The 20,639-nt window shown below is 70.6% G+C and carries 13 protein-coding genes and 1 pseudogene; 7 read left to right on the forward strand and 7 right to left on the reverse strand.

Features of this window, described 5'->3' with window-relative positions; all coding sequences use genetic code 11:
- Window positions 1-51 precede the first annotated feature (51 nt).
- The 5 genes from ACZ3IC_RS21210 to ACZ3IC_RS21230 are packed head-to-tail and all read left to right on the forward strand — an operon-like array spanning window position 52 to window position 10,406.
- Window positions 52-3,699, forward strand: coding sequence for a DUF4132 domain-containing protein (locus ACZ3IC_RS21210; protein ID WP_467418143.1), 3,648 nt, complete (start codon window positions 52-54; stop codon window positions 3,697-3,699).
- Window positions 3,696-4,832: an AAA family ATPase gene (locus ACZ3IC_RS21215; RefSeq protein ID WP_467418144.1), complete on the forward strand. Its 1,137-nt coding sequence runs from the start codon at window positions 3,696-3,698 to the stop codon at window positions 4,830-4,832. The genes ACZ3IC_RS21210 and ACZ3IC_RS21215 overlap by 4 nt, the downstream gene beginning before the upstream one ends.
- Entirely contained in the window at window positions 4,832-7,192 is a 2,361-nt protein-coding gene (locus tag ACZ3IC_RS21220; protein ID WP_467418145.1) for a DUF5682 family protein, read from the forward strand. The genes ACZ3IC_RS21215 and ACZ3IC_RS21220 overlap by 1 nt, the downstream gene beginning before the upstream one ends.
- Complete coding sequence (locus tag ACZ3IC_RS21225; RefSeq protein WP_467418147.1) at window positions 7,189-8,382, forward strand: VWA domain-containing protein; 1,194 nt, start codon at window positions 7,189-7,191, stop codon at window positions 8,380-8,382. Before ACZ3IC_RS21220 ends, ACZ3IC_RS21225 begins: the two co-directional genes overlap by 4 nt.
- Window positions 8,379-10,406, forward strand: coding sequence for a hypothetical protein (locus ACZ3IC_RS21230; protein ID WP_467418149.1), 2,028 nt, complete (start codon window positions 8,379-8,381; stop codon window positions 10,404-10,406). Before ACZ3IC_RS21225 ends, ACZ3IC_RS21230 begins: the two co-directional genes overlap by 4 nt.
- On the opposite strand, the gene ACZ3IC_RS21235 is transcribed toward ACZ3IC_RS21230, so the two are convergent.
- From ACZ3IC_RS21235 to ACZ3IC_RS21265, 7 genes and pseudogenes are all read right to left on the reverse strand, one after another.
- On the reverse strand, window positions 10,403-11,749 hold the full coding sequence (locus ACZ3IC_RS21235) for a 6-phospho-beta-glucosidase (protein WP_467418150.1): 1,347 nt from the start codon (window positions 11,747-11,749) through the stop codon (window positions 10,403-10,405). The genes ACZ3IC_RS21230 and ACZ3IC_RS21235 overlap by 4 nt on opposite strands.
- 171 nt (window positions 11,750-11,920) lie before the next feature.
- A complete protein-coding gene (locus tag ACZ3IC_RS21240) occupies window positions 11,921-13,522 on the reverse strand; it encodes a cytochrome P450 (protein WP_467418151.1) in 1,602 nt (533 codons plus the stop codon).
- Window positions 13,523-13,588: 66 nt separating this feature from the next.
- Window positions 13,589-14,203: a GTP-binding protein gene (locus ACZ3IC_RS21245; protein WP_467418153.1), complete on the reverse strand. Its 615-nt coding sequence runs from the start codon at window positions 14,201-14,203 to the stop codon at window positions 13,589-13,591.
- A complete protein-coding gene (locus ACZ3IC_RS21250) occupies window positions 14,184-14,555 on the reverse strand; it encodes a DUF742 domain-containing protein (RefSeq protein ID WP_467418154.1) in 372 nt (123 codons plus the stop codon). The genes ACZ3IC_RS21245 and ACZ3IC_RS21250 overlap by 20 nt, the downstream gene beginning before the upstream one ends.
- Window positions 14,552-14,959 carry a roadblock/LC7 domain-containing protein gene (locus tag ACZ3IC_RS21255; protein ID WP_093896207.1) on the reverse strand — a complete coding sequence of 136 codons (408 nt, stop codon included), beginning with the start codon at window positions 14,957-14,959 and terminating at the stop codon, window positions 14,552-14,554. The genes ACZ3IC_RS21250 and ACZ3IC_RS21255 overlap by 4 nt, the downstream gene beginning before the upstream one ends.
- Window positions 14,956-16,584: a sensor histidine kinase gene (locus ACZ3IC_RS21260; protein WP_467418157.1), complete on the reverse strand. Its 1,629-nt coding sequence runs from the start codon at window positions 16,582-16,584 to the stop codon at window positions 14,956-14,958. The genes ACZ3IC_RS21255 and ACZ3IC_RS21260 overlap by 4 nt, the downstream gene beginning before the upstream one ends.
- 454 nt (window positions 16,585-17,038) lie before the next feature.
- A pseudogene (locus ACZ3IC_RS21265) lies at window positions 17,039-17,518 on the reverse strand (aminoacyl--tRNA ligase-related protein); the annotation flags it as partial.
- 755 nt (window positions 17,519-18,273) lie between these two features.
- Here ACZ3IC_RS21265 and ACZ3IC_RS21270 point away from each other — a divergent pair.
- The gene (locus ACZ3IC_RS21270; protein WP_467418159.1) at window positions 18,274-19,041 is read left to right on the forward strand and encodes a VOC family protein; all 768 of its coding nucleotides are present in this window, start codon (window positions 18,274-18,276) and stop codon (window positions 19,039-19,041) included.
- Window positions 19,042-19,388: 347 nt separating this feature from the next.
- Window positions 19,389-20,630, forward strand: coding sequence for a 3-carboxy-cis,cis-muconate cycloisomerase (gene pcaB, locus ACZ3IC_RS21275; RefSeq protein ID WP_467418160.1), 1,242 nt, complete (start codon window positions 19,389-19,391; stop codon window positions 20,628-20,630).
- Window positions 20,631-20,639 lie beyond the last annotated feature (9 nt).

Here is a 20,639-nt window from a genome sequence, read left to right on the forward strand (position 1 = left end):
GATCGAAAGCCCGCGGCAGGCGGGCTGTCCGGGTGTGAAGGGGGCGGAGCCGTGCGCCGCTGGGAGTACGTCGAAGGCAGTGCGTCGAAGTTCTGGGAAACCGAGGCCGAGGGCGCTGTGGTGACGGTGCGCTACGGGCGGTGCGGAAGCGACGGACGTACGCAGACGAAGGAGTACGCGTCGGCCGAGGCCGCGGCGGCGCAGGTCCTCAAGACGATCGCGGAGAAGGAGAAGAAGGGGTACCGCGAGGTGGGGGCTTCGGCTGCGGGGACCGCAACGGCCACAGGGGCTGCCGCGGCGACTGCGACAGCGCCAGGCGCGGTTCCCGGAGGGGACTCTCCTGCGCTTCCCGAAGCGGACGCTCTTGCTCTGCCGGACGAGGACACCTTCGTACTTCCCGCGAGCTGGCGGCGAACGCTCCACCCCCGGCGCGGCGGAGTGCGCCGGGCGCCCGGCAAGGCGCGGCAGGAGGTGCTCGGCAAGGTCGAGGACCGGATCACCGAAGAGACCGCGTGGATCCAGGAGTTCATGGACGCCCCGCGTTCGGATGCCGGACTGGCCGACCATCTGCGGGCGCATGTCGCCGGAAGTCCTTCGCCGGTCGGAGCGGCCGTCATGGCCGCGGTCGTCAGGCTTCCCGTGCCCGACTCCGCGTGGGCGGACCACTGGTCCGGGCGCTACGGTCTGCCGTTCGCCGCACGGGCCGCGGTCGAGATGTTCTCGGTCGATGCCAACTGGCACCAGAGCGGCCACCGGCGGAGCGAGCCCCGGCTGGAGGCACTCGCAGGCCCGCGCCATGCGTACTGGGCGAGGGACCGCAGATTGCCGATGGACCGGGTCCGTGCGCTGCTCGCGGCGACCGACGAGGAGACCTACCGGGCGGCGGTCGAGGTGCTGGCCAAGTGCCGCACCGACGCCCTGCGCAAGATCATCGTCTCCTATCTGGTGCCGAGTGAGACCGGCTGGGTCGACGAGCTCTGCGCGGATCCCGAAGTGAGCGCGGAGCAGGACCGCACCCTGCACGCCATGGTGTTCAGCTCACTGAACTCGGCCGACCAGATGACGCAGTTCCCCTTCCGGCCGGTCTTCACCGACGGCGTCGCGTTCATCGCGACAGTGGCCGAGGGCATCGGAGGGGCGATCGCTCCACTGCTGGCCGACTCCCTCAACGGCAACCACTACTACTCCGACGGCGTGAAGCTCACCGCCAACTCCCTGGTCGAGCTTCCCACCGACGAGGCCTTCCTCGCCCTGCTCGCCCACGCGGACTCGAAGCACGTCCGCCCCGCTCTCCTCGACGCCATGCGCCGCTATCCGGTGCGTGCGGTACGACTGCTGGCCGCCGATGTTCGCGGCAGCGCGGCCGCGTCGTCCAGCCGGACGCTGCAACTGCTGCGCGGTCATATCGGCGCCCACCACGAACTGGTCTCGCTCGCACTCGGGGAGCTGGACGCCGAGGTAGTGGAGATCGTCGAACCGCTGCTCAACCCGACAGACCTGATCCCCGACGCACCCGCGGACGCCCTGCCGACCGTCCTGACGGCGCCGCCGTGGTCCCGGCCCCTCACCCGCGCCAAGGCCACGGTCGTGACGGGGCTGACCCCGGTGTCCGAGCCCTCGCTGGAGTGGCTGCCCGAGGAACAGGCCACATGGGCGGCCGCCTCCTCCTGGTACACGACCAAGCGCGACAACAGCGACTGGGAGAAGGACACCGCCACCCTGCACCACGACTTGAGCCTGGGCGACCTGCGGCCGGCCTGGGTCTTCGTGCACGGACCCGAGGAACTGGTCGCACCGCTGCTCGCCACCTGGGATCCGACCGACTTGTGGGACGGCGAGGACACCCTCAAGCCGATCGCCGCCCGCTTCGGCCTCGCTGCTCTGCCGCTGCTGTTGCGCGCCGTGCCCCGGCAGCCCGGTGCACTCGCCCCGCTGCTGCTCCCGTTCGTCGATGTACAGGTCGCCCGACACATGGCGGACTGGGCGGTGCGCCTCAAGTCCACTGCGACCACGGCCCGTTCCTGGTTCACCCGGCACGGCGTCGCGGCTGCCCCGCTCCTGGTGCCGGACGCCGTGGGCAAGACAGGCGCCGCTCGGCGCGCCGCCGAACAGGCGCTGACGCTGATCGCTACAGCGCACGGCGACACCGTGGTGCGCGATGCCGCCCGGGCGTACGGCGCGCAGGCGCTGGCCGCGGTGGAGGTGCTGCTGGCCGCGGACCCGCTGGAGCGAGCGCTGCCCGCCAAGATGCCCGTACTGCCCGGTTGGACGGAGCCCTCGCTGCTGCCCCAGATCGTGGTCCGGTCCGGTGGTGCGTTGCCGGTGCAGTCGGTGCGTCATGCCCTGACGATGCTGGCGCTGTCGAAGCCCGGCGAGGTGTATCCGGGGGTCGCTTCGCTCATCGAAACGGCCGATGACGTTTCGCTCGCCGAGTTCGCCTGGGCCCTGTTCGAGCAGTGGCAGCTTGCCAATCTGCCCGCGAAGGAATCGTGGGCGCTGCACGCGCTGGGACTGCTGGGCGACGACGAGACGGTCCGCCGACTCACACCGGTCATCCGGTCCTGGCCCGGTGAGGGCGCGCACCACCGGGCGGTGGAGGGTCTCGATGTGCTGGCGTCCATCGGCAGTGATGTCGCGCTGCTTCATCTGCACGGCATCTCGCAGCGGGTGAAGTTCAAGGCGCTGAAGGTACGGGCCCAGGAGAAGATCGCCGAGGTCGCCGCGGGGCTGGGGCTGACCGGGGAACAGCTCTCCGACCGTCTGGTGCCGGACTTCGGTCTGGACGCGAACGGTTCGGCAGTCGTCGACTACGGCACCCGTACGTTCACGGTCGGCTTCGACGAACAGCTGCGGCCGTACGTACTGGACGGTGACGGCAAGCGCCGCAAGGATCTGCCGCAGCCGGGAGTCCGGGACGACGCGGAGCTCGCCCCGGCTGAACGCAAGCGCTTCATGGCGCTCAAGAAAGACGTCCGGACGATCGCCTCCGACCAGGTGCGCCGGCTGGAGGCCGCGATGGTGACAGGGCGTTCCTGGACGGCCCAGGAGTTCCAGGAGCTGTTCGTCGGTCATCCGCTGCTGTGGCATCTGGTGCGCCGACTGGTGTGGCTGAGCGAGACGGACGACGGGGTGCACACGGCGTTCCGGGTCGCGGAGGACCGTACGTTCGCCGACGCGGAGGACGATGTCTTCGCCCTGGCCGATGATGCGACCGTGCGGCTCGCGCACCCGCTGCACCTCGGGGAGAAATTGACCGCCTGGTCCGAGGTGTTCGCCGACTACGAGATCCTTCAGCCGTTCGCACAGCTCGGGCGCTCCGTGTTCGCGCTGTCCGAGGAGGAGATGACGGGCTACCGGCTCACCAGGTTCGAGGGGCTCAAGGTGCCGACCGGGAAGGTCCTGGGGCTGGAGCGGCGCGGCTGGGAACGCGGGGCGCCGCAGGACGCCGGGGTGGAGCGCTGGATCTCCAAGCGGCTGGCCGACGACTGCTATCTGGTGATCGCGCTGTACGAGGGCATCGCGGTCGGGGTGGTCGACATGTTCCCCGACCAGATCCTCGAAACGGTCTGGCTCGACAGCCGGCCCAGTGATCACTGGGACAGTCGCAGCCACCTGCTCCGTTTCGCCGACCTGGACGCGGTGACCGTGTCCGAACTCCTCGGCGACCTGGCGGAACTCACTGAGGGCATCGCATCATGACCGTACGGAACGAGACGCATGCCGAAGCTTCGGACGGCGACGCGGTTCGGGTACAGCGACCACCGGCCGAGGTGCGGTACGCCGAGGAGCTGGCGGCGCTGCGCGCCGACGACCGTGATCCCCGGCCCCCGGGGTGGGAGTTGAGCCTGCGTGCGGCACGCCGTTTTGTCATCGGTGACGCGGGCGCGGGAATCAGCCGGAAGTTCGTCGGCAACCCGTCGCTGGTGGACCGTGCGCTGGTGACGCTGGCGACGAGCCGTGGACTGATGCTGGTCGGGGAGCCGGGCACCGCCAAGTCTCTGCTGTCCGAACTGATCGCGGCCGCGGTCAGCGGGGACTCGACGCTGACGGTGCAGGGTGGCGCGGCCACCACCGAGGACCAGATCAAGTACGGCTGGAATTACGCGCTGCTGGTCGCCGAGGGCCCCTCCACCCGTTCGCTCGTCCCGGCTCCGATGCTGCGCGGCATGGCCGAGGGCAGGCTCGTGCGGTTCGAGGAGATCACCCGCTGTCCGCTGGAGGTGCAGGACTCGCTGCTGTCGCTGCTCTCCGAACGGGTGGTGGCCATCCCCGAGCTGACCGGACCGGAAGGCATGGTCTTCGCCCGGCAGGGATTCAATGTCATCGCGACGGCCAACACCCGGGACCGGGGCGTCAATGAGATGAGTGCGGCGCTCAAGCGGCGGTTCAACTTCGAGACAGTGTTCCCGATTCCCGACCTGGACACCGAACTGGCACTCGTCGAGGCGGAGGTGACGACGCTGCTGCGGCGTTCGGGAGTGGAGCCGCCGCCGGACCGGGATGTACTGGAGGTCCTGGTCGGTACGTTCCGGGAACTGCGCGCGGGGGCCGGCGAGAAGGGCGGGCCCGGTGGGGGCTCGGACCGTCCTTCGGCGGTGATGAGTACCGCCGAGGCCGTCTCGGTCGCCCATGCCGTGGGCGTGCGCGGCTGGTTCCTGCGCGGCGAGCCAGGCAGTGCCGCCGATGTGGTGGCGTGTCTGGCGGGGACGGCGGCGAAGGACAGCCCGGAGGACCTGGCCCGGCTGCGCCGCTATCTGGAGCAGCAGGTGCCGCGCCGTCGCAGCCCGGCGTGGAAGGCCCTGTACGACGCACGCCATCTGCTGGCCGACTGATGGCCGCGGTGTTCCTGGGGGTCCGTCACCACTCCCCCGCCTGCGCACGGCTCGTCGAGCGGACCATCGGGGAGCTTCGACCCGCCCAGGTGCTGATCGAGGGTCCTGCCGAGATGAACAGCCGACTGGATGAGCTGCTGCTCGGGCATGAGCTGCCGGTCGCGGTGTTCAGCCACTACCGCGACGGGGACCGTGCCGCGACGTCCTGGGCACCGCTGTGCGACTACTCGCCCGAGTGGGTCGCGTTGCGGGCGGGGCGGGCGGCCGGGGCGGAGGTCCGCTTCATCGATCTGCCGGCCTGGCATCCGGCGTTCGCCGAGCGCACCAACCGTTATGCCGATGCGGAGGTCCGTTACGCGGAGGCGACGGAGCGGCTGTGCCGGCACTTCGCGGTGGACTCCTCGGACGCCCTGTGGGACCGACTGTTCGAGGTGGAGCCGGACGACGGTCTCGCCGAACGGCTCGACGCGTACTTCGCCCTGGTGCGCGGTGACGCGGAGGCCGATGCGGGCGACCGGGCCCGCGAGGCGTACATGGCGGCGTGGGTCCGGGCGGCGGTCGAGATGGCCGGGGACCGGCCTGTGCTGGTGGTGACCGGTGGCTTCCATCAGCCCGCGCTCCGTGCGCTCACCGAAACCGGTGGGCAGAGCGGCACGAGCAGTGACGACTGGGAACGGGGCGGGGACGGGTGGCCGCAGGTGCCCGCCCCGCCGGACGGGGCCATGGCCGGAAGTTTCCTCGTGCCTTACTCCTTCCGGCAGTTGGACGCCTTCGCGGGGTACCAGTCGGGAATGCCGTCGCCCGGCTATTACCAGCAGGTGTGGGAAGCGGGCCCCGAGGCCGCGGCGGACGGTCTGCTGCGTGTGGTCGTCGAGCGGCTGCGGGCGCGCAGATTCCCGGTGTCCACCTCCGATCTGATCGCCGCGCGGAGTCTGGCCCAGGGGCTCACGACGCTGCGCGGTCATCCGCACCCCGCCAGGATCGATGTGCTGGACGGCCTCGCGGGCGCCCTGATCACGGACGACCTGGACCGCCCACTACCCTGGACGGGCCGGGGCATGCTGACGACGGGTGCGCATCCCGCGGTCGTCGAGATGGTGGCGGCGTGCAGCGGCGACCGCACCGGGCAGCTGCATCCGGGCACTCCGGCGCCGCCCCTGGTACACGATGTGGCGGCGCGGCTGGCCGGGCTGGCGCTCGACGGCGGCCCCGAGGCCTCCTACCGGCTGGATCTCACGGACGCCACTGATCTGGAGCGCAGCCGGGTGCTGCACCGGCTACGGGTGCTGGGGATTCCCGGTCACGGGCGGACCGCCGGTCCCAAGCACGGAATCGACCCGGTGTTCACCGAACGCTGGGAGGCGCAGCCTGTCGCGGGGCGCGAGGCCGCGCTGGTGGAGGCGGGGGCGTACGGCGCGACCCTGGCGGAGGCGGCGGCGGCCGCGCTAGCCGAGCGGACGCGGGGCGCCGAGGCCGAGGCCGATGACCTGGCCCGGTCGCTGTTCGATGCCGTGCTGTGCGGCATGGACGGGTTCTCGGAACAACTGCTCGGCGAACTGGCCTTCCGTGTCCGTGAGTTGAAGATCACCGGACCGCTCGGAGACATACTCGCCACAGCCCTGGGCCTGTGGCGGCACGACCGAGTGTTCGGGGTGGCGCACGGTCCGCTGCTCGCCGCTGTGATCGACGGGGCGACGGAGCGGTTGCTGTGGCTCCTGGAGGGGGCGCGCGGTGCGTCAGGGGTGGACTTCCCTCGCCTGCGGGCCGTGGTCGCGGTGCGGGACGCGGTGCTGCACGCGCCGCAGCTGCTCTCCGTCCCCCGGGAAACGGCGACCGCGATCGCATGGCGGATCAGCGGCGATCCGGAGGCACCGGTCGATCTGCGCGGGGCCGCGTTCGGACTGAACCGGGCCCTTGAGCAGGTCTCGGCCGCCTGGGGGGATCCGGCCGAGGCGGTACGTATGGTGGCGACCGCTGGTATGGACGCGCTCGGCGACTGGCTGGCCGGACTGTTCGCGCTGGCCCGCGACGAGGTGACGGGCGCCGGGGGGAACGAGAGCGGCAAGGAGGCCGGCGGCGGAGCGGAGTCGCTGATCGATGTGCTGGACAGCCTGGTCTGTGCGCTGCCCGATGACGCGTTCCTGTCGGGTCTGCCCGCACTGCGTCAGGCCTTCGCATTCTTCCCGCCACGCGAACGCGACCGGATCGCCGGTCGCCTGTTGGAACGGCGTGGGGTGCGCGGCTCGTCGCGTTCCTTGCTGCGGACCACCGAGGACCCGCTGCTGATCGCCCGGGCCCGCGCGCTGGAGGAGTCCGTGTCCCGACTGCTGGCCGGCTATGAACTGGGAGCCACCCCATGACCACGCCCGAACACGTACCCGGCCGGGCACCCATGCCCGGGGAAGGTCCCGGCGCAGCTCCCGACCCGGGGCTGGAACGCTGGCGGCTGGTCCTCGGCTCCGCCGCCGAACGGCACACCGGACCGCTGGAACCGGGCAACGACGGCCGGGATGCCGCACTCGACTGGCTCTACGGACGCGACCCCGACCTCACCAGACGCGGTGTGCGCCGCTCGGGCAACACCCCCCGGCAAGGCGGGGACGGCCCGTCCGCGGTGACCGCCGTCGACTGGCTCGACGACATCCACCGGCTCTTCCCGAAGGAGACCATCGAGCGCCTGGAACGGGACGCCGTCGAGCGGTACGGCATCCAGGAGATCGTCACCGACCCCGCGGTGCTGGAACGGGTCGAGCCGAGTGCGACGCTGCTGCGGGCCGTGCTGCGCACCAAGCATCTGATGAACCCGCAGGTGCTGCGGCTGGCCCGGCGCATCGTCGAATCGGTGGTGAAACAGCTTTTGGCCAAGCTCCAGCCGGAGATCCGCCGAGCATTCCACGGCACGCGCTCCCGCAAGCCCAGCCGGGTACCACTGGCCAGGGACTTCGACTTCCGGCAGACGGTACGGGCCAACCTCGCCCACTACCAGTCGACCGAGCGGCGCCTGCTCATCGAGCGCGCCCACTTCCACTCCCGTACCCGACGCCATGTGACGCACTGGCAACTGATCCTGCTGGTCGATCAGTCGGGCTCGATGGCCGGATCGGTCATCCACTCCGCGGTGACCGCCGCGTGTCTGTGGGGCCTGCCCGGTCTCAAGACGCATCTCGTCGCCTTCGACACCCAGGTGGTGGACCTGACCTCGGATGTGACCGACCCGGTCGAGCTGCTGATGCGGGTCCAGCTGGGCGGCGGTACCGACATCGCGCGCGCCGTGGAGTACGGCGCGGGGCTGGTGGAGAACCCGCGGCGCACGATCGTCGCGCTGGTCACCGACTTCTACGAGGGCGGCGACCCCTACCGGCTGCTGCGCGCGGTGCGGGCGCTGGTGGAGCAGGGCACCACCGTGCTGGGCCTGGCCGCGCTCGACGAGGACGCCAACCCCGAGTACGACCGTCAACTGGCCGGGCGGCTCGCCGGGGCCGGGGCACACATCGGGGCGATGACACCGGGCCGCCTCGCCGAGTTCGTCGCCGAGAGGCTGGGCCGATGACCGACGCGCTGACCGGCGCCGTCGCCGCGCGCCCCGATCTGCTCGCCCTCACTGCGGACACCCTCGCGGCCCTGGCCAACCGCGGCCTGGTCAAACGAGCCACGAAGGAGCTGGACGCGGGCACGGTGCCCACTCCCACAACAGACCCGGACACCACGGTGCGGGCCCGCTTCGACGACGGCACCACCACGTCGCTGCCGCCCGGTACGGGTCTGGACAGCGGCGACTGCAGCTGCGCCGCACCAGGCGTGTGCCGCCATCTCATCGCTCTGGTGCTGGCCTATCAGCGCGTGTCCGAGGCCGAACCGAACAGCGCCGCCGCCCCCGTCACCGACTGGTCCCCCGGCAGCACCGACGACGCGGCCCTCACCGAAGCCGTAGGCGCCCGTCCGCTCGCCGCGGCCCGTCGCACCTTCGAACGGGGATACGCCGCCGTTGTGCATCGTCCGTCCCCGGACCATCCCGAGCCCCGGGTCGAACTCCCCACCTGCACGGTGCGCTTCCCCGTCCCCGACGAGATCGCGTACGCGCTGACAGATGCGGCAGCCGCCCTGCGCGGCGAGGTGGTGGCGCTCGCGGTATGGGCATTCCGGGCGGCCGACGCAGCGGGGACCGACGAGCGGTCCGTCCCCGTCCAGGTCGGCGGACGCTCCACCGCACCGGCCACGGCCCGGCCCTCGCTCGACGCGGCCGTGGGGCTGGCGGATGAGCTGCTGGCGGAGGGCGTGGCCCATGTCGGACCGGTCCACGGCGGAGCCCTGGCTCGTGCCGGTGCCGGGCTGACCGCCGAGTCGCTGCACTGGCCCGCGGGCGCGCTCGCCGAGTTGTCGGACCAGCTCACGGCTTACGCCGACCGTACTGCCCACTACCGCCCGGAGTTGGTCGCCGCGCTGCTCGCCGAGTTGCACGCACGGCGGCGGGCCGCGACGCTCCCCGGCGTACTGGGCACCCGCGAATCCGGGGACACCCCGCTGCGCCGGGTCCGGCTCACCTCGCTCGGCTGCCGCATCCACGGAACGGCGCAGTCCCTGGTCTCCGAGGTGTATTTCGCTCATCCCGGCGCGGGCACCGTCCTCGTCCTCCGCAAGACCTGGACGGCGGCCGAGGGCAAGGAGCTCACCGGCCACCGGCTGGCCACCCGCCGCGTCCTCGCCACCCCGCTGAGCTCGCTGGCCACCGGAAGCCTGGTCAGCGAAAGCGTGCGGCGCACGGCGAGCCGCGCACTGACAATCGCCCGGGGCCGACTCGGCACGACGACGATCACCCCTGTCGGCGCCGCCTGGACGGAGCTGCCGGAACCCTTGCTCGTACGGGATCTGTCCGCGCTGACTGCGGGCTGGGAGGGCAGGCCGCCCCGGCTGATCCGGCCGCGGGTCGAGGCGGAGGCGGTCCATGTCGTCGCACTGTCACAGGTGGAGAGCGTCGGTTACGACCCCGCCGAACAGCGGCTCGAAGCCGTCGTGCGCGATGCCTCGGGGACCCCCGTGCTGGTGACGTCGGGCTACCGGCCGGAGTGCCCCGGTGCCTTGGACGCCCTGGCCGATGCGCTGGAGGGTGGTGCCACGCATGTCAGTGGTTCGGTGCACCGCTCCGGCGGAGGAATCCGGATCGATCCGATCGCAGTGCTCACCCCGGCCGGGGTGATCGTGCCCGATCTCGCCCCCGGTGACGGTTCCACGGCCCTGGCAGCGGCGGTGCGCCGTCCGTCCGATCCGCTGACGGCGGTGCTGGACGAGGCGATATCCGCAATGTCGGCGGTGCCGCACAGCGGACTGCGCCATCTGAACAGCCCCGCCCGCTCCCGTATCGACGAGGCGGCGACGGCGCTGTCACGCACCGGCCTGGCCCGTGCCGCGACCCTGCTGCGCGCCTTCCTCGACACGCTGGACGACGGAGCCTCGCTGAACGAGGAGGGCCTCACGGCCCCTTCCGACGCGTGGCTGGACGCCCAGCTCCATCTCCTTGTCAGCAGCGAACTCCTTTCCTTCCAACCGGACTTCGTGACCGCTTCGGCGCACGACTAGGGCCGGTTCAGATAGGCGAGTTGGGGATGAACCTTCGTGTATCCGTCGAAAAGGCGTCCGGCCACGGACACCGAATCGACCAGCGGATGCAGCGCGAAGGCTCTTACGGCGGTGGCACGTGAGCCGCTTTGCGCAGCGTCCAGCACCGCGCGCTCGACGGCCTTGACCGCGGTGACCAGACCGACGGCGTGGTACGGAAGCGGGTCGACGGCGACGGGATGGGCGCCGTTCGCGTCGACCAGGCATGGCACCTCGATGACGGCGTCCGCGTCGAGCACGGAAAGCGTCGTGCGGTTGCGGACGTTGAGGATGAGCGAGGTCCGTTCATTGCGGGCGACGGCCCGCATGAGGGCGAGCGCCACCTTCTCGTAACCGCCGGACTCCAGATCGCTTTCGTCCCGCTCACCAACCCCGGCGACCTCCCGGTTCTCCGACATGTAGGTGGCTTCGCGTTCGGCGCGGGTGCGGTCCCAGGACGGCAGTGCCGGGGCGGCCGGGTCCTTCATCCGGGTGTAGAAGCCCTCCTGCTGCTCGCGGAGGAAGGCGCCGCGGGTCTGTTCAGCGTCCTGGTAGGCGCGTACGGCTTCCCGGTTGAAGTAGTAGTAGTGCAGATACTCGTTGGGAATGGCACCCAACGACTGCAGCCAGTCGACGCCGAAGAGCCTGCCCTCCTCGAAGGAGCCGAGGAGTTCCGGGTCCGCCAGCAGTCGCGGGAGTTCGTCGCGGCCGTCGACACGCAGTCCGCGGACCCAGCCCAGATGGTTGAGGCCGACGTAGTCGATTTGGGCCCGGTCGGGGTCGGCGCCGAGCACCCGCGCGATACGGCGGCCGAGGCCCACCGGGGAGTCGCAGATGCCGATGACCCGGTCGCCCAGGTAACGGGACATGGCCTCGGTGACCAGACCGGCCGGGTTGGTGAAGTTGATGACCCAGGCGTGCGGGGCGAGCCGGGCGATGCGCTGCGCGAGGTCGACGGCGACGGGCACGGTGCGCAGCCCGTACGCGATCCCCCCTGCCCCGACCGTCTCCTGGCCGAGTACACCTTCATCGAGGGCGACCCGCTCGTCGGCGGCCCGGCCTTCGAGGCCGCCGACACGGATCGCCGAGAAGACGAAGTCGGCGCCGCGCAGTGCCTCGTCGAGTTCGGTGGTGGCATTGACAGTCGGCGCGTCCGGGACGTTCGCGGCCTGTTCGCCGAGCACCCGGGCGATGGCGGTGAGCCGGTCGGCGTCGGTGTCGTAAAGGGTGACCGCGGACACGCGGCCCTCGGCGTGATCGGCGAGCAGCGCCCCGTACACGAGTGGAACCCGGAATCCGCCGCCGCCCAGAATTGTCAGCTTCACGCTTCCGCATGGTACGGGGGGGGCGGCCCGGACGGGGCCCGCGCGACTCCGGACGGAACGACTTCCACCCGGTGGCCACGGCACCGGCCCGGTGGCCACGGACGTGTGGGTCCGTGGCCACCGGGCCGGTGAGTGATCGGTGTCGCCTCCGCCCCGACGGGCGCGGTCGGGTCAGTTGCCGCTCCACCAGTGCGAAACGGCCCGCCACAGCCTCGCGGGTGCGGTTCCGCTGCTCTGTTGCGGGATCCGGCCGGCGGCGGACTGCCCGACGGACGTGCCCCCGGACTCGTCGGTGGCCGCCGCCGTGGACGTCACACCCGTCACACCTGTCATGCCTGTCACACCCGACGCACTCATAGCGGCAGGAGCCGGGGCCGTACTGGGAGCGCGTACGGGTGTGGGGGCGGTGTGCCGGACCGTCGGCTGCGCCTCCCAGTCCTGGCGCGGCGGGTTCGGCCTCCCCATGGACGGCGGTTCCTTGTCGTCCTGCGGCGCACGCACGGCGAAGTCCGCCGGAAGCTCCACCAGGTGCCGGCCCAGGATGTTCCCGATCCACCTCAGCTCGCTCTCGTCAACGGCGAGTTCGAGGTCGGGGAGCCGCATCAGCAGGGCATCGACACCGACGTCCGCGATGGCGCGCCCGATGTCCTGCCCGGGGCATTCATGGGGGCCCCCGCTGAACGCGAGATGGGCGCGGTTGCCCTCCATGTCGGCGTTGAGGTCGGGTCGTACGACCGGATCGGTGTTGGCCGGGGCGATGCCGACAATCAGGGCGTCGCCCGCCTTGATCTGCTTGCCGCCCAGTTCGGTGTCGCCGACCGCCCAACGGCCGAAGACCGCGGTGAACGGCGGCTCGTCCCACAGCGTCTGCTCGACCGCTTCGGGCACCGTCATATGGCCGCCGCTGAGCCTGGCCCGGAAGCGGGGGTCGGTGAGCACCATGCGCAGGACGTTGGCGATCAGGTTGACGGTCGCCTCGTAGGAGGCGATGAGGATCAGCCTCAGATGCTCACTGACTTCCTGGTCGTTCATCCCCGCAGGATGCTCGACGAGCCAGGTGGCGAAGTCGTCCGCGGGTTCGCGCCGGCGGCGTTGGACGAGCCGGGTCAGCGCTTCGAGGACGTAGGCGTTGCTCGCGACGGCGGTCGCCGTGCCGCGGGTCATGTCGCGGGCTGCCTGGACCATCCGGTCATTGTACTCCTCGGGCATGCCGAGGATCGCGCACATCACCATCATCGGCAGCCGCTCGGCGAACTGGCTGACCAGGTCGACGCGGCCTTCCTGGCAGAAGTCGTTGACGAGCCGGTTGCTGTAGCGGTTGACGTGGCGGCGGACCCCGCGGGTGTCGATGCGGCCCATGCTGTCAGTGACGGCGCCGCGCTGGCGTTCGTGGGTGGCGCCGTCGGCGAAGGCGCAGATCGGCTGCCAGGTGAAGATCGGGGCGAGCGGATGGTCCGGGGCGACTGTGCCGTCCCGCAGGGCCCGCCACCGCCGCGAGTCGCGGGAGAACTGCGAGGGGGTGCGGGTCATGTGCAGGTTCTCGCTGTGCCCGAGGACCAGCCAGGCGGGTACGTCTCCGTGCAGCAGTACGGGGGCCACGCTGCCGTGTTCGGCGCGCAGTTTGTCGTACAGCCCGTGGGGGTCCCGCTCGGCCTCCGGGCCGTAGAGCCGGTGCAGTCCGCCGGGGCCGATACCGAGGCCGTGGGCCGGGCACTCGGGGGGCGGAACCGGCCCCTGGGCCGCTCCGGGCTCGTAGTGGAATGGGGTTGTCACGATCGCTCCAGGGATCAGGATTCCAAGGACCAGACGGATGGGGACGCGCGGGGGGGTGTGCTGCGGTCAGGCGAGCGGGAGGGCCAGACTGTGCAGATAGCGCATCAGGGTCATCAATACGTCGCGGCCGGAGGTGCGCAGCCGGGCATCGCAGTCGATCACCGGAACCTCTTCGGGGAGATCCAGGGCGCTGCGCAGCGCCTCGACGGGGTGCTTCGGGGCGTCGGGGAAGGTGTTGACTGCGACGACGAACGGCACGCCGCGCTCCTCCAGCCGTCCGATGACGTCGAAGCTGACTTCGAGGCGGCGGGTGTCGATGAGGACCACCGCACCGAGGGCTCCTTCGAACAGGCCGTTCCACAGGAACCAGAACCGTTCCTGGCCCGGGGTGCCGAACAGATAGAGGATCAGTTCCTCTGTGATGGAGATCCGGCCGAAGTCCATGGCGACGGTGGTGGCGGTCTTGCTTTCCACCCCGAAGTTGTCGTCGACGCCGATTCCGGCCTGGGTCATGGTCTCTTCGGTGGTCAGCGGACGGATCTCGCTGACGGATCCGACCATGGTCGTCTTGCCGACCCCGAATCCGCCGACGATCACGACCTTCACCGCGGCTGTCGCCGTGGTGGGAAGGACGTCCTCGCTCCGGGGGCCGGTGATCGTGTCAGAGTTTCTGAAGTCCATGCATCACCGCTTCGAGAAGGGACCTGTCCGGGAGGGTGGCGCGGACGATGGGCGCGCGCGATTCGATGAGTTCGGTCGCGAGGAGTTCCGTGAGGAGCGACGTCACCACACTGAAGGGCAGACCGAGGTACGCCGAGATCTCGGCGACGGATAGCGGCGCCTGGCAGAGCCGCAGGATCACGGCCTGTTCGGGCTGGACCGTCGGCGTCGGCTCGGCCTTCGCGACGACCATCGTGACCAGGTCGAGCGGCGCCCGCTCGCTGCCGTCAAGATCGCCGGTGATCACATACAGCCGTTCCGGGTCGCTCAGTGCCGGATCGGCCTTTCGGCGTTCTCGTCGGGGAGAGTTCATCCGGCCTGCCCGTCATGGCGCGGCGGGCTCGTCAGGTGGGCACCGATCCTGACGACCATGTCGCGCATCCGCGACCCGACAAGCCCCGCGTCGACCGTCTCACCGGCCAGGACCGCGAGGTACGCGCCGGTTCCGGCGGCCATCAAGTAGAAGAAGCCGCCGGTGACTTCGATGACGACCAGGCGCATGAGGCCGTCGCTGTAAGGGATTTCGGAGGCGACCGCTGCGGCCAGGCTCTGGAGTCCGGCGCAGGCCGCCGCGAGACGGTCGGCGACATCGGGGTCGCCGCCGTGCCGGGCGATGCGCAGACCGTCGGCGGAGAGCACCACGATCTGGTGGATGTCCGGCACGTCGTCGGCCAGTTCCTTGAGCATCCAGTCCATATTTCCCCGCTGCTGGATCACTTCAGGTCTCCCTTGTCCCGGGCGTCGTCAGAGTTTTCGTCGGTCTTCGGCTCCTGCGGCACGCCGTTGACGGCGTTGGTGAAGGCCTCCAGCCAGAGTCCGGGGGGCTGCTCCTTGCCGCTGTCGTTCCCCTGGCCATGGCCGTTGGTGTGGCCGTTGCGCTGTCCTGCGGTGGGGTTGACGGGCTGTGCGGGGAGATTGTGCGAGCCCAGCGGGGCGCGACCGCGGCTGCGGCGTTGTGGGAGCCCACCCGCGGTCCACTCGGTCACCACGGGGACGTCGTCCTCCATGGCGGCCGCGGGGACGACCGGCCGGGCAACGGGGACGACCGGCCGGGCGACGGGTGCGACCGGTCCGGTGGCGGGGCGCTGGGCCACGGGGCGGGGTTTGCGGCGCGGCGGCACGACGTGCTTCATGGCCTCCTGGTCGATGTCGCTGGTGGGCCTCGACGTGGCGCCGATGCCGTGGGCGATACCGGGAGCAGGTCCGGTGGTGATCATGACGCGGGGCACGATGAGTACGGCGCGGACGCCGCCGTACGCGGACTGCCGCAGCGAGACCTGGAGGTCGTACATCCGCGAGAGCCGTCCGACGACGGCCATGCCGAGACGCGGGGACTCGCCGAGGTCGTTCATGCTGGAGCCGGCCTGGGCCCTGGCGAGCATGTTCTCGGCCCGCGCGCGGGCCTCCTCGCTGAGCGAGACGCCACCGTCCTCGATCTCGATGGCGATGCCGGTCTGCACCTCCACGGCCGTGACGTGCACCCGGGTCTGCGGCGGCGAGTAGCGGGTGGCGTTGTCGAGGAGTTCGGCGCAGGCGTGGATGAGCGGCTCGACGGCCGTGCCGATGATGGCGACCTTGGCGATCGAGTGCAGATCGACGCGCGGGTACTCCAGGATTCGCGACATGGCGCCGCGCAGCACGCTGAACAGCGGTACGGGCTTGGGCCATTGGCGGCTGGGGCGGGCGCCGCCGAGTACCGCGATGGAGTCGGCGAGACGGCCGATCAGCGCGGTGCCGTGGTCGATGCGGAGCAAGTCGTCGAAGACGTCGGGGTTGCGCCCGTGGTGCTCCTCCATCTCCCGCAGTTCACTCGCCTGGCGGTGGACGATCGCCTGGACGCGCCGGGCGACGTTGACGAAGGCGCGCTGCGCGGAGTCACGCATCGCCTCTTCGTTGTCGATGATGTTCAGCACCGTGTAGACGAGAGTGCGTTGGGCGTCGGGAAGGTCGCGGTACAGCTCGTCCGCGTCGACTACGTCCCGGAGCACCTCTTCGGGCGAATTGCCCACGCGCAGACGGTGGATGGCGGCCGGCAGGAGCTCCTTGCTGATCCGCACGGTCTCGTCGTCGTGGGTGGCGATGCGCCGCTCCAGGTCGACGAAGCGCCGTTCGTACACCGCGCGCTGAGTACGCAGATCGCGCGCCCTGCGGGCGAGTTGAACGGTGAGTGCGGCAACCACGACGGTGGCGAGCGCGCCGCACACGACGACTGGTATCCGCGCGGCCGCGGAAACCAGTGCCACCGCGGCGGCGGTTGCGCCGCCCATCAGCAGTACGGGCAACAACATGGCGCGAACGACGGGGGTTTCTCGTTCGATCGGCGGTGATTGAACACGAACCATCTAAAACCTCTGGCTGCTGATTCGGGAGGTAGGGGCGCTTGCAGGACACTTGGGAACAAGCGCTCGAATTCACATCAACTCGGCTTCACTGCGCGTGAGCTTAGTCAGATCGAATCAGCGCTCCGGCACATTCACCCAACCCCCTGCGCGAGCACTCCCGCGGTAATACACTCACGAGTTTTTGCACGCACCGCCTCCGATTGCGCACAGGGAGTGACGAGAGGGGGGAATCCGCGAGGCGGGACACTCTGCGTACCGAACGGCGGGACGCCTGCGGAGTTGCCCGAAGACCTGATCAGAGCACCGTTGCGCATCAAGCACGTCGGGCAGGGAAGCGACGAACGACTCACCCTCGCAAGTGATCCGTTCCATCCCGCACCGAGGGGCAAGCGCACATGAGATCGAAGTGGATCGAATGGAGCACATTCATGACTGAAGGACGGAAGCACGGCAACCTCGCTTCCTCGGCGGCCTGGTCCAGGGGGCAGAAGACGTGCGCGCCGTTCAGCTGGATGGCCCTCACACGGGTCAGTCCGCCGAGCACCCCCGAGAGTTCGGAGCGGTACATGCCGCCCAGCTCGGCCATGCGCAGCGGCAGTTCGCGGTAGCTGTGGGAGCGGGAGCGGTAGATGAGCGCGCGATGCGGACACAGGCTGGGCCGCAGCACGACCTGCTCGCCGCCCAGGTCCATCGGCGGGAACATGTCGTCGCTGTAGTGCGACCAGTGCCCGGAGATTTCGTACAGCTCCCGCTTGCCGAGCACCGGCGAGTACACATGCCGGTATCCCGCCCGCTGTTCAGCGGTGAGGATTTACTCCTGCAGGGTGTGACGTACGACTGCACCGTCGGGCAGCCAGTACGGCAGTCCCGCGCCGATCAGCGGGTCGGTGTCGAACAGGCCCAGCTCACGGCCGAGCTTGCGGTGGTCGTGCATGGCGGTCTCCTCACGGTCATCGGGCAGTGACCGCAGGGCGAAGCCCCGGGGCACTCGCCCCGGGGCTTCGGACTGAACAGCTGTCAGCGCGCCGGGACACTCTCCGGCGTCGTCGTCATGGCAGCGCGCTTCATACGGTGGACGCTACAGCGACGTACCGACACCCGCGCGGGATTTCTTTCCGGTGCCGCCGCCGGTCCTGCGCTGCTTCCGGCCATGCGCTGCCGACGGCGAGCGACGGCTGCGGTGCTGTGAGTGCGTGTACGGCGTGGGCGCGGGCCCGTTCGGTGGCAGCCAGTGCACTTTCGAGGCGTCCGGCGGCCCGGCGGTTGGTCACGAGCATGGCGGCGAGGATGCCCGCACCGGCGCCGATCACGGGGCGAGGCTGCGCAGCAGTGCACGACGGGCGTCGCAACGGCTCGCGGTGCGGAGGGCGGCCCGTTCGGCGTCGCTACCGAACAGTTCCTCGGACGTGCCCGGGGCGGGCGGCGGGGCGGGGACGGGTCCGGAACCACATGTCCGAGGGCCGGGCGAGGCGCAGCGGGGCTGCCGGCGGAAGCTCGCGCACGGAGGGCTGCCGGGATCGGATGGTTGTATCGCTCACCCAACCAAATTAACGGGTATTACACCTGTAAAACACTTGCTCCGGTGAGGCCGCTGGCACCGCACCGATGGCTGCCCACGCCGCAAGGTCATAGCGTTCAACTGCACAAGGACAGACAGGTACACATCCATGTGTCCATGGAGGAAACCGAATGAAGCTCACCAAACCGGTACCCAGCGGTCCCTGCTGGATCGAGCTGAGCACCACCGACATTCCTGCCGCCAAGTCGTTCTACGCGGCACTCTTCGGCTGGCGCCCCGAGACCGATCCACGCGAGGAGGCGGGCGGCTACACCATGGCGCACCTCGGAGATGCGCGCGTGGCCGCACTCAGTCCGATCTATCAGCCGGGACAGACGCCCGCCTGGACGGTCTCATTCGCCAGCGAGGACACGGACGCCACGGTCGAGAAGGTGAAGTCGGCGGGCGGCTCGCTCCTGGTCGGCCCGATGGACGTGTTCGACCAGGGCAGGTTCGCGGTGGTCGCGGATCCGTCCGGTGCGGTGTTCTCGCTGTGGCAGGGGCGCGCCTTCGCCGGCGCGGAGCGGCTGAACGCCCCGGGCGCGCTCGGCTGGGTCGAACTCGTCACCCATGAGGCCGACCCGGCGCTCACTTTCTATCCCGCGGTCTTCGGGTGGACGGTGAATGCCGCATCGGAGAACTACACGCAGTGGGGTGTGGCCGACGAGGACTTCGGCGGCATGCTGATCACGGACGACAGCTTCCCGCCGGAGACGCCGCCGAACTGGCAGCCGTACTTCGCCGTGACGGACGTCGATGCGACGGCAGCCACCGCGCAGGGGGCGGGCGGCGAACTGCTGATGCCGCCGACGAGCGTTCCGGACGGGCCGCGGATCGCGGTGGTACGGGATCCGCAGGGTGCGGTGTTCGGCATCTACCGGGCGGGCGACGAGGGCTAGTGCCGGGCCAGTGCCCCTCCCGGCACAGGGAATCCTGCCGCCGGAGCCGGACGTCGGCGGGGCCGAAGAGTCCCCGGACTCGTGGAGCTCCCCGCCGGGAGCAGGCCGAGGGACGCCTGGTTCATCCGAGTCGCTGGACGCCGAACGCCGGGCCACACTGATCGCGACACCCGCGGACCCACGGACCCACGGACCCACGGACCCGCGGACCCACGGACCCGCGAGCCCGCGGACCGGCGAACCCGCGAACCCACGGACCCGCGAACCCACGAACCCGCGACCTGCACCCACCGTTTCGACTTCCGCCCAACCGGGAACGGCGAAGCGGTCTTCCTGGAGTTCAGCTGATGCACGAGAGCGATGCCGGACTGCTCGCCCCCGGGCGGGTCGGCTCCCCCGCCGAGACGGCCACCGGCGACAGCGCCTTTCTGCAGGCGATGCTCGACGCCGAGGCCGCGCTCACCCGCGCCCAGTCCGGCTGCGGGCTCGCTCCCGCCGCGGCCGGGCAGGCGGTGACCGCGGCGTCGGCCGACGCGAGCCGGTTCGATGTACGGGATCTGGCGCTGCGCGCCCGTGCGGGAGGCAATCCGGTCATCCCGCTGGTCGTCGACCTCGTCGCCGCGGTGGACCAGGACCTTCGGCCGTATGTGCACCGGGGCGCCACCAGCCAGGACATCCTCGACACGGCCGCCATGCTGGTCGCGGCACGGACGCTGGCGCCGGTGCTCGACGATCTGGTACGGGCCGCGGACGCGGTGGCACGCCTCGCCGCCGCACACCGCAACACACCGATGGCCGGCCGTACGCTCACCCAGCACGCCGTGCCGATCACCTTCGGGCTGAAGGCGGCCGGGTGGCGTGCGCTGATCCTCGACGCACGGGACCGGCTGTTGGTCGTACGGGAATCGCTACCCGCACAACTCGGCGGCGCGGCAGGAACGTTGGCCGCCTTCGAGGCCTTCGCGCCCACCACGGACGTGCACGACGCCACCGATACCCACGACGGCGGCCCTGGACTGGCCCTGCTCCAAGCGTTCGCGAACGAACTCGGTCTGGCCGAACCGCTGTTGCCGTGGCACAGCCTGCGTACCCCGATCGCCGACCTGGCGGGCGCGCTCGCCTTCACGGCAGGCGCGCTCGGTAAATTGGCGGCCGATGTGCTCACCCTGTCCCGTACCGAGATCGGCGAGGTCACCGAGGGGCAGGACGGTGGTCCATCCACCATGCCGCACAAGGCCGACCCGGTGCGCGCCACGCTGATCGCGGCGGCCTCCCGACGCGCCCCCGGCCTGGCTGCGACGCTGTACGGATCGCTCGCCGCCGAGGACGAGCGGCCTGCCGGGGCATGGCACGCCGAGTGGGAGCCGCTGCGCGAATTGCTGCGGCTCGTCGGCGGGGCCGCGTACGCCGCCGCCGAACTCACCGACGGACTGCGTGTCGTCCCGTACACCATGCAGGAGAATCTCCAGCTCACCGACGGGCTGATCGTCTCGGAGCGGCTAGTACTGCAACCGCATCTGGAGGATGTGGCCTCGGTGTTTGTAGTGGGAGCGGCGGGCTCGGGCCTGGCTGCGTCGTCGGAAGCGTGACCAGTGCAG

The sequence above is a fragment of the Streptomyces sp. NPDC002958 genome, assembly GCF_055563255.1.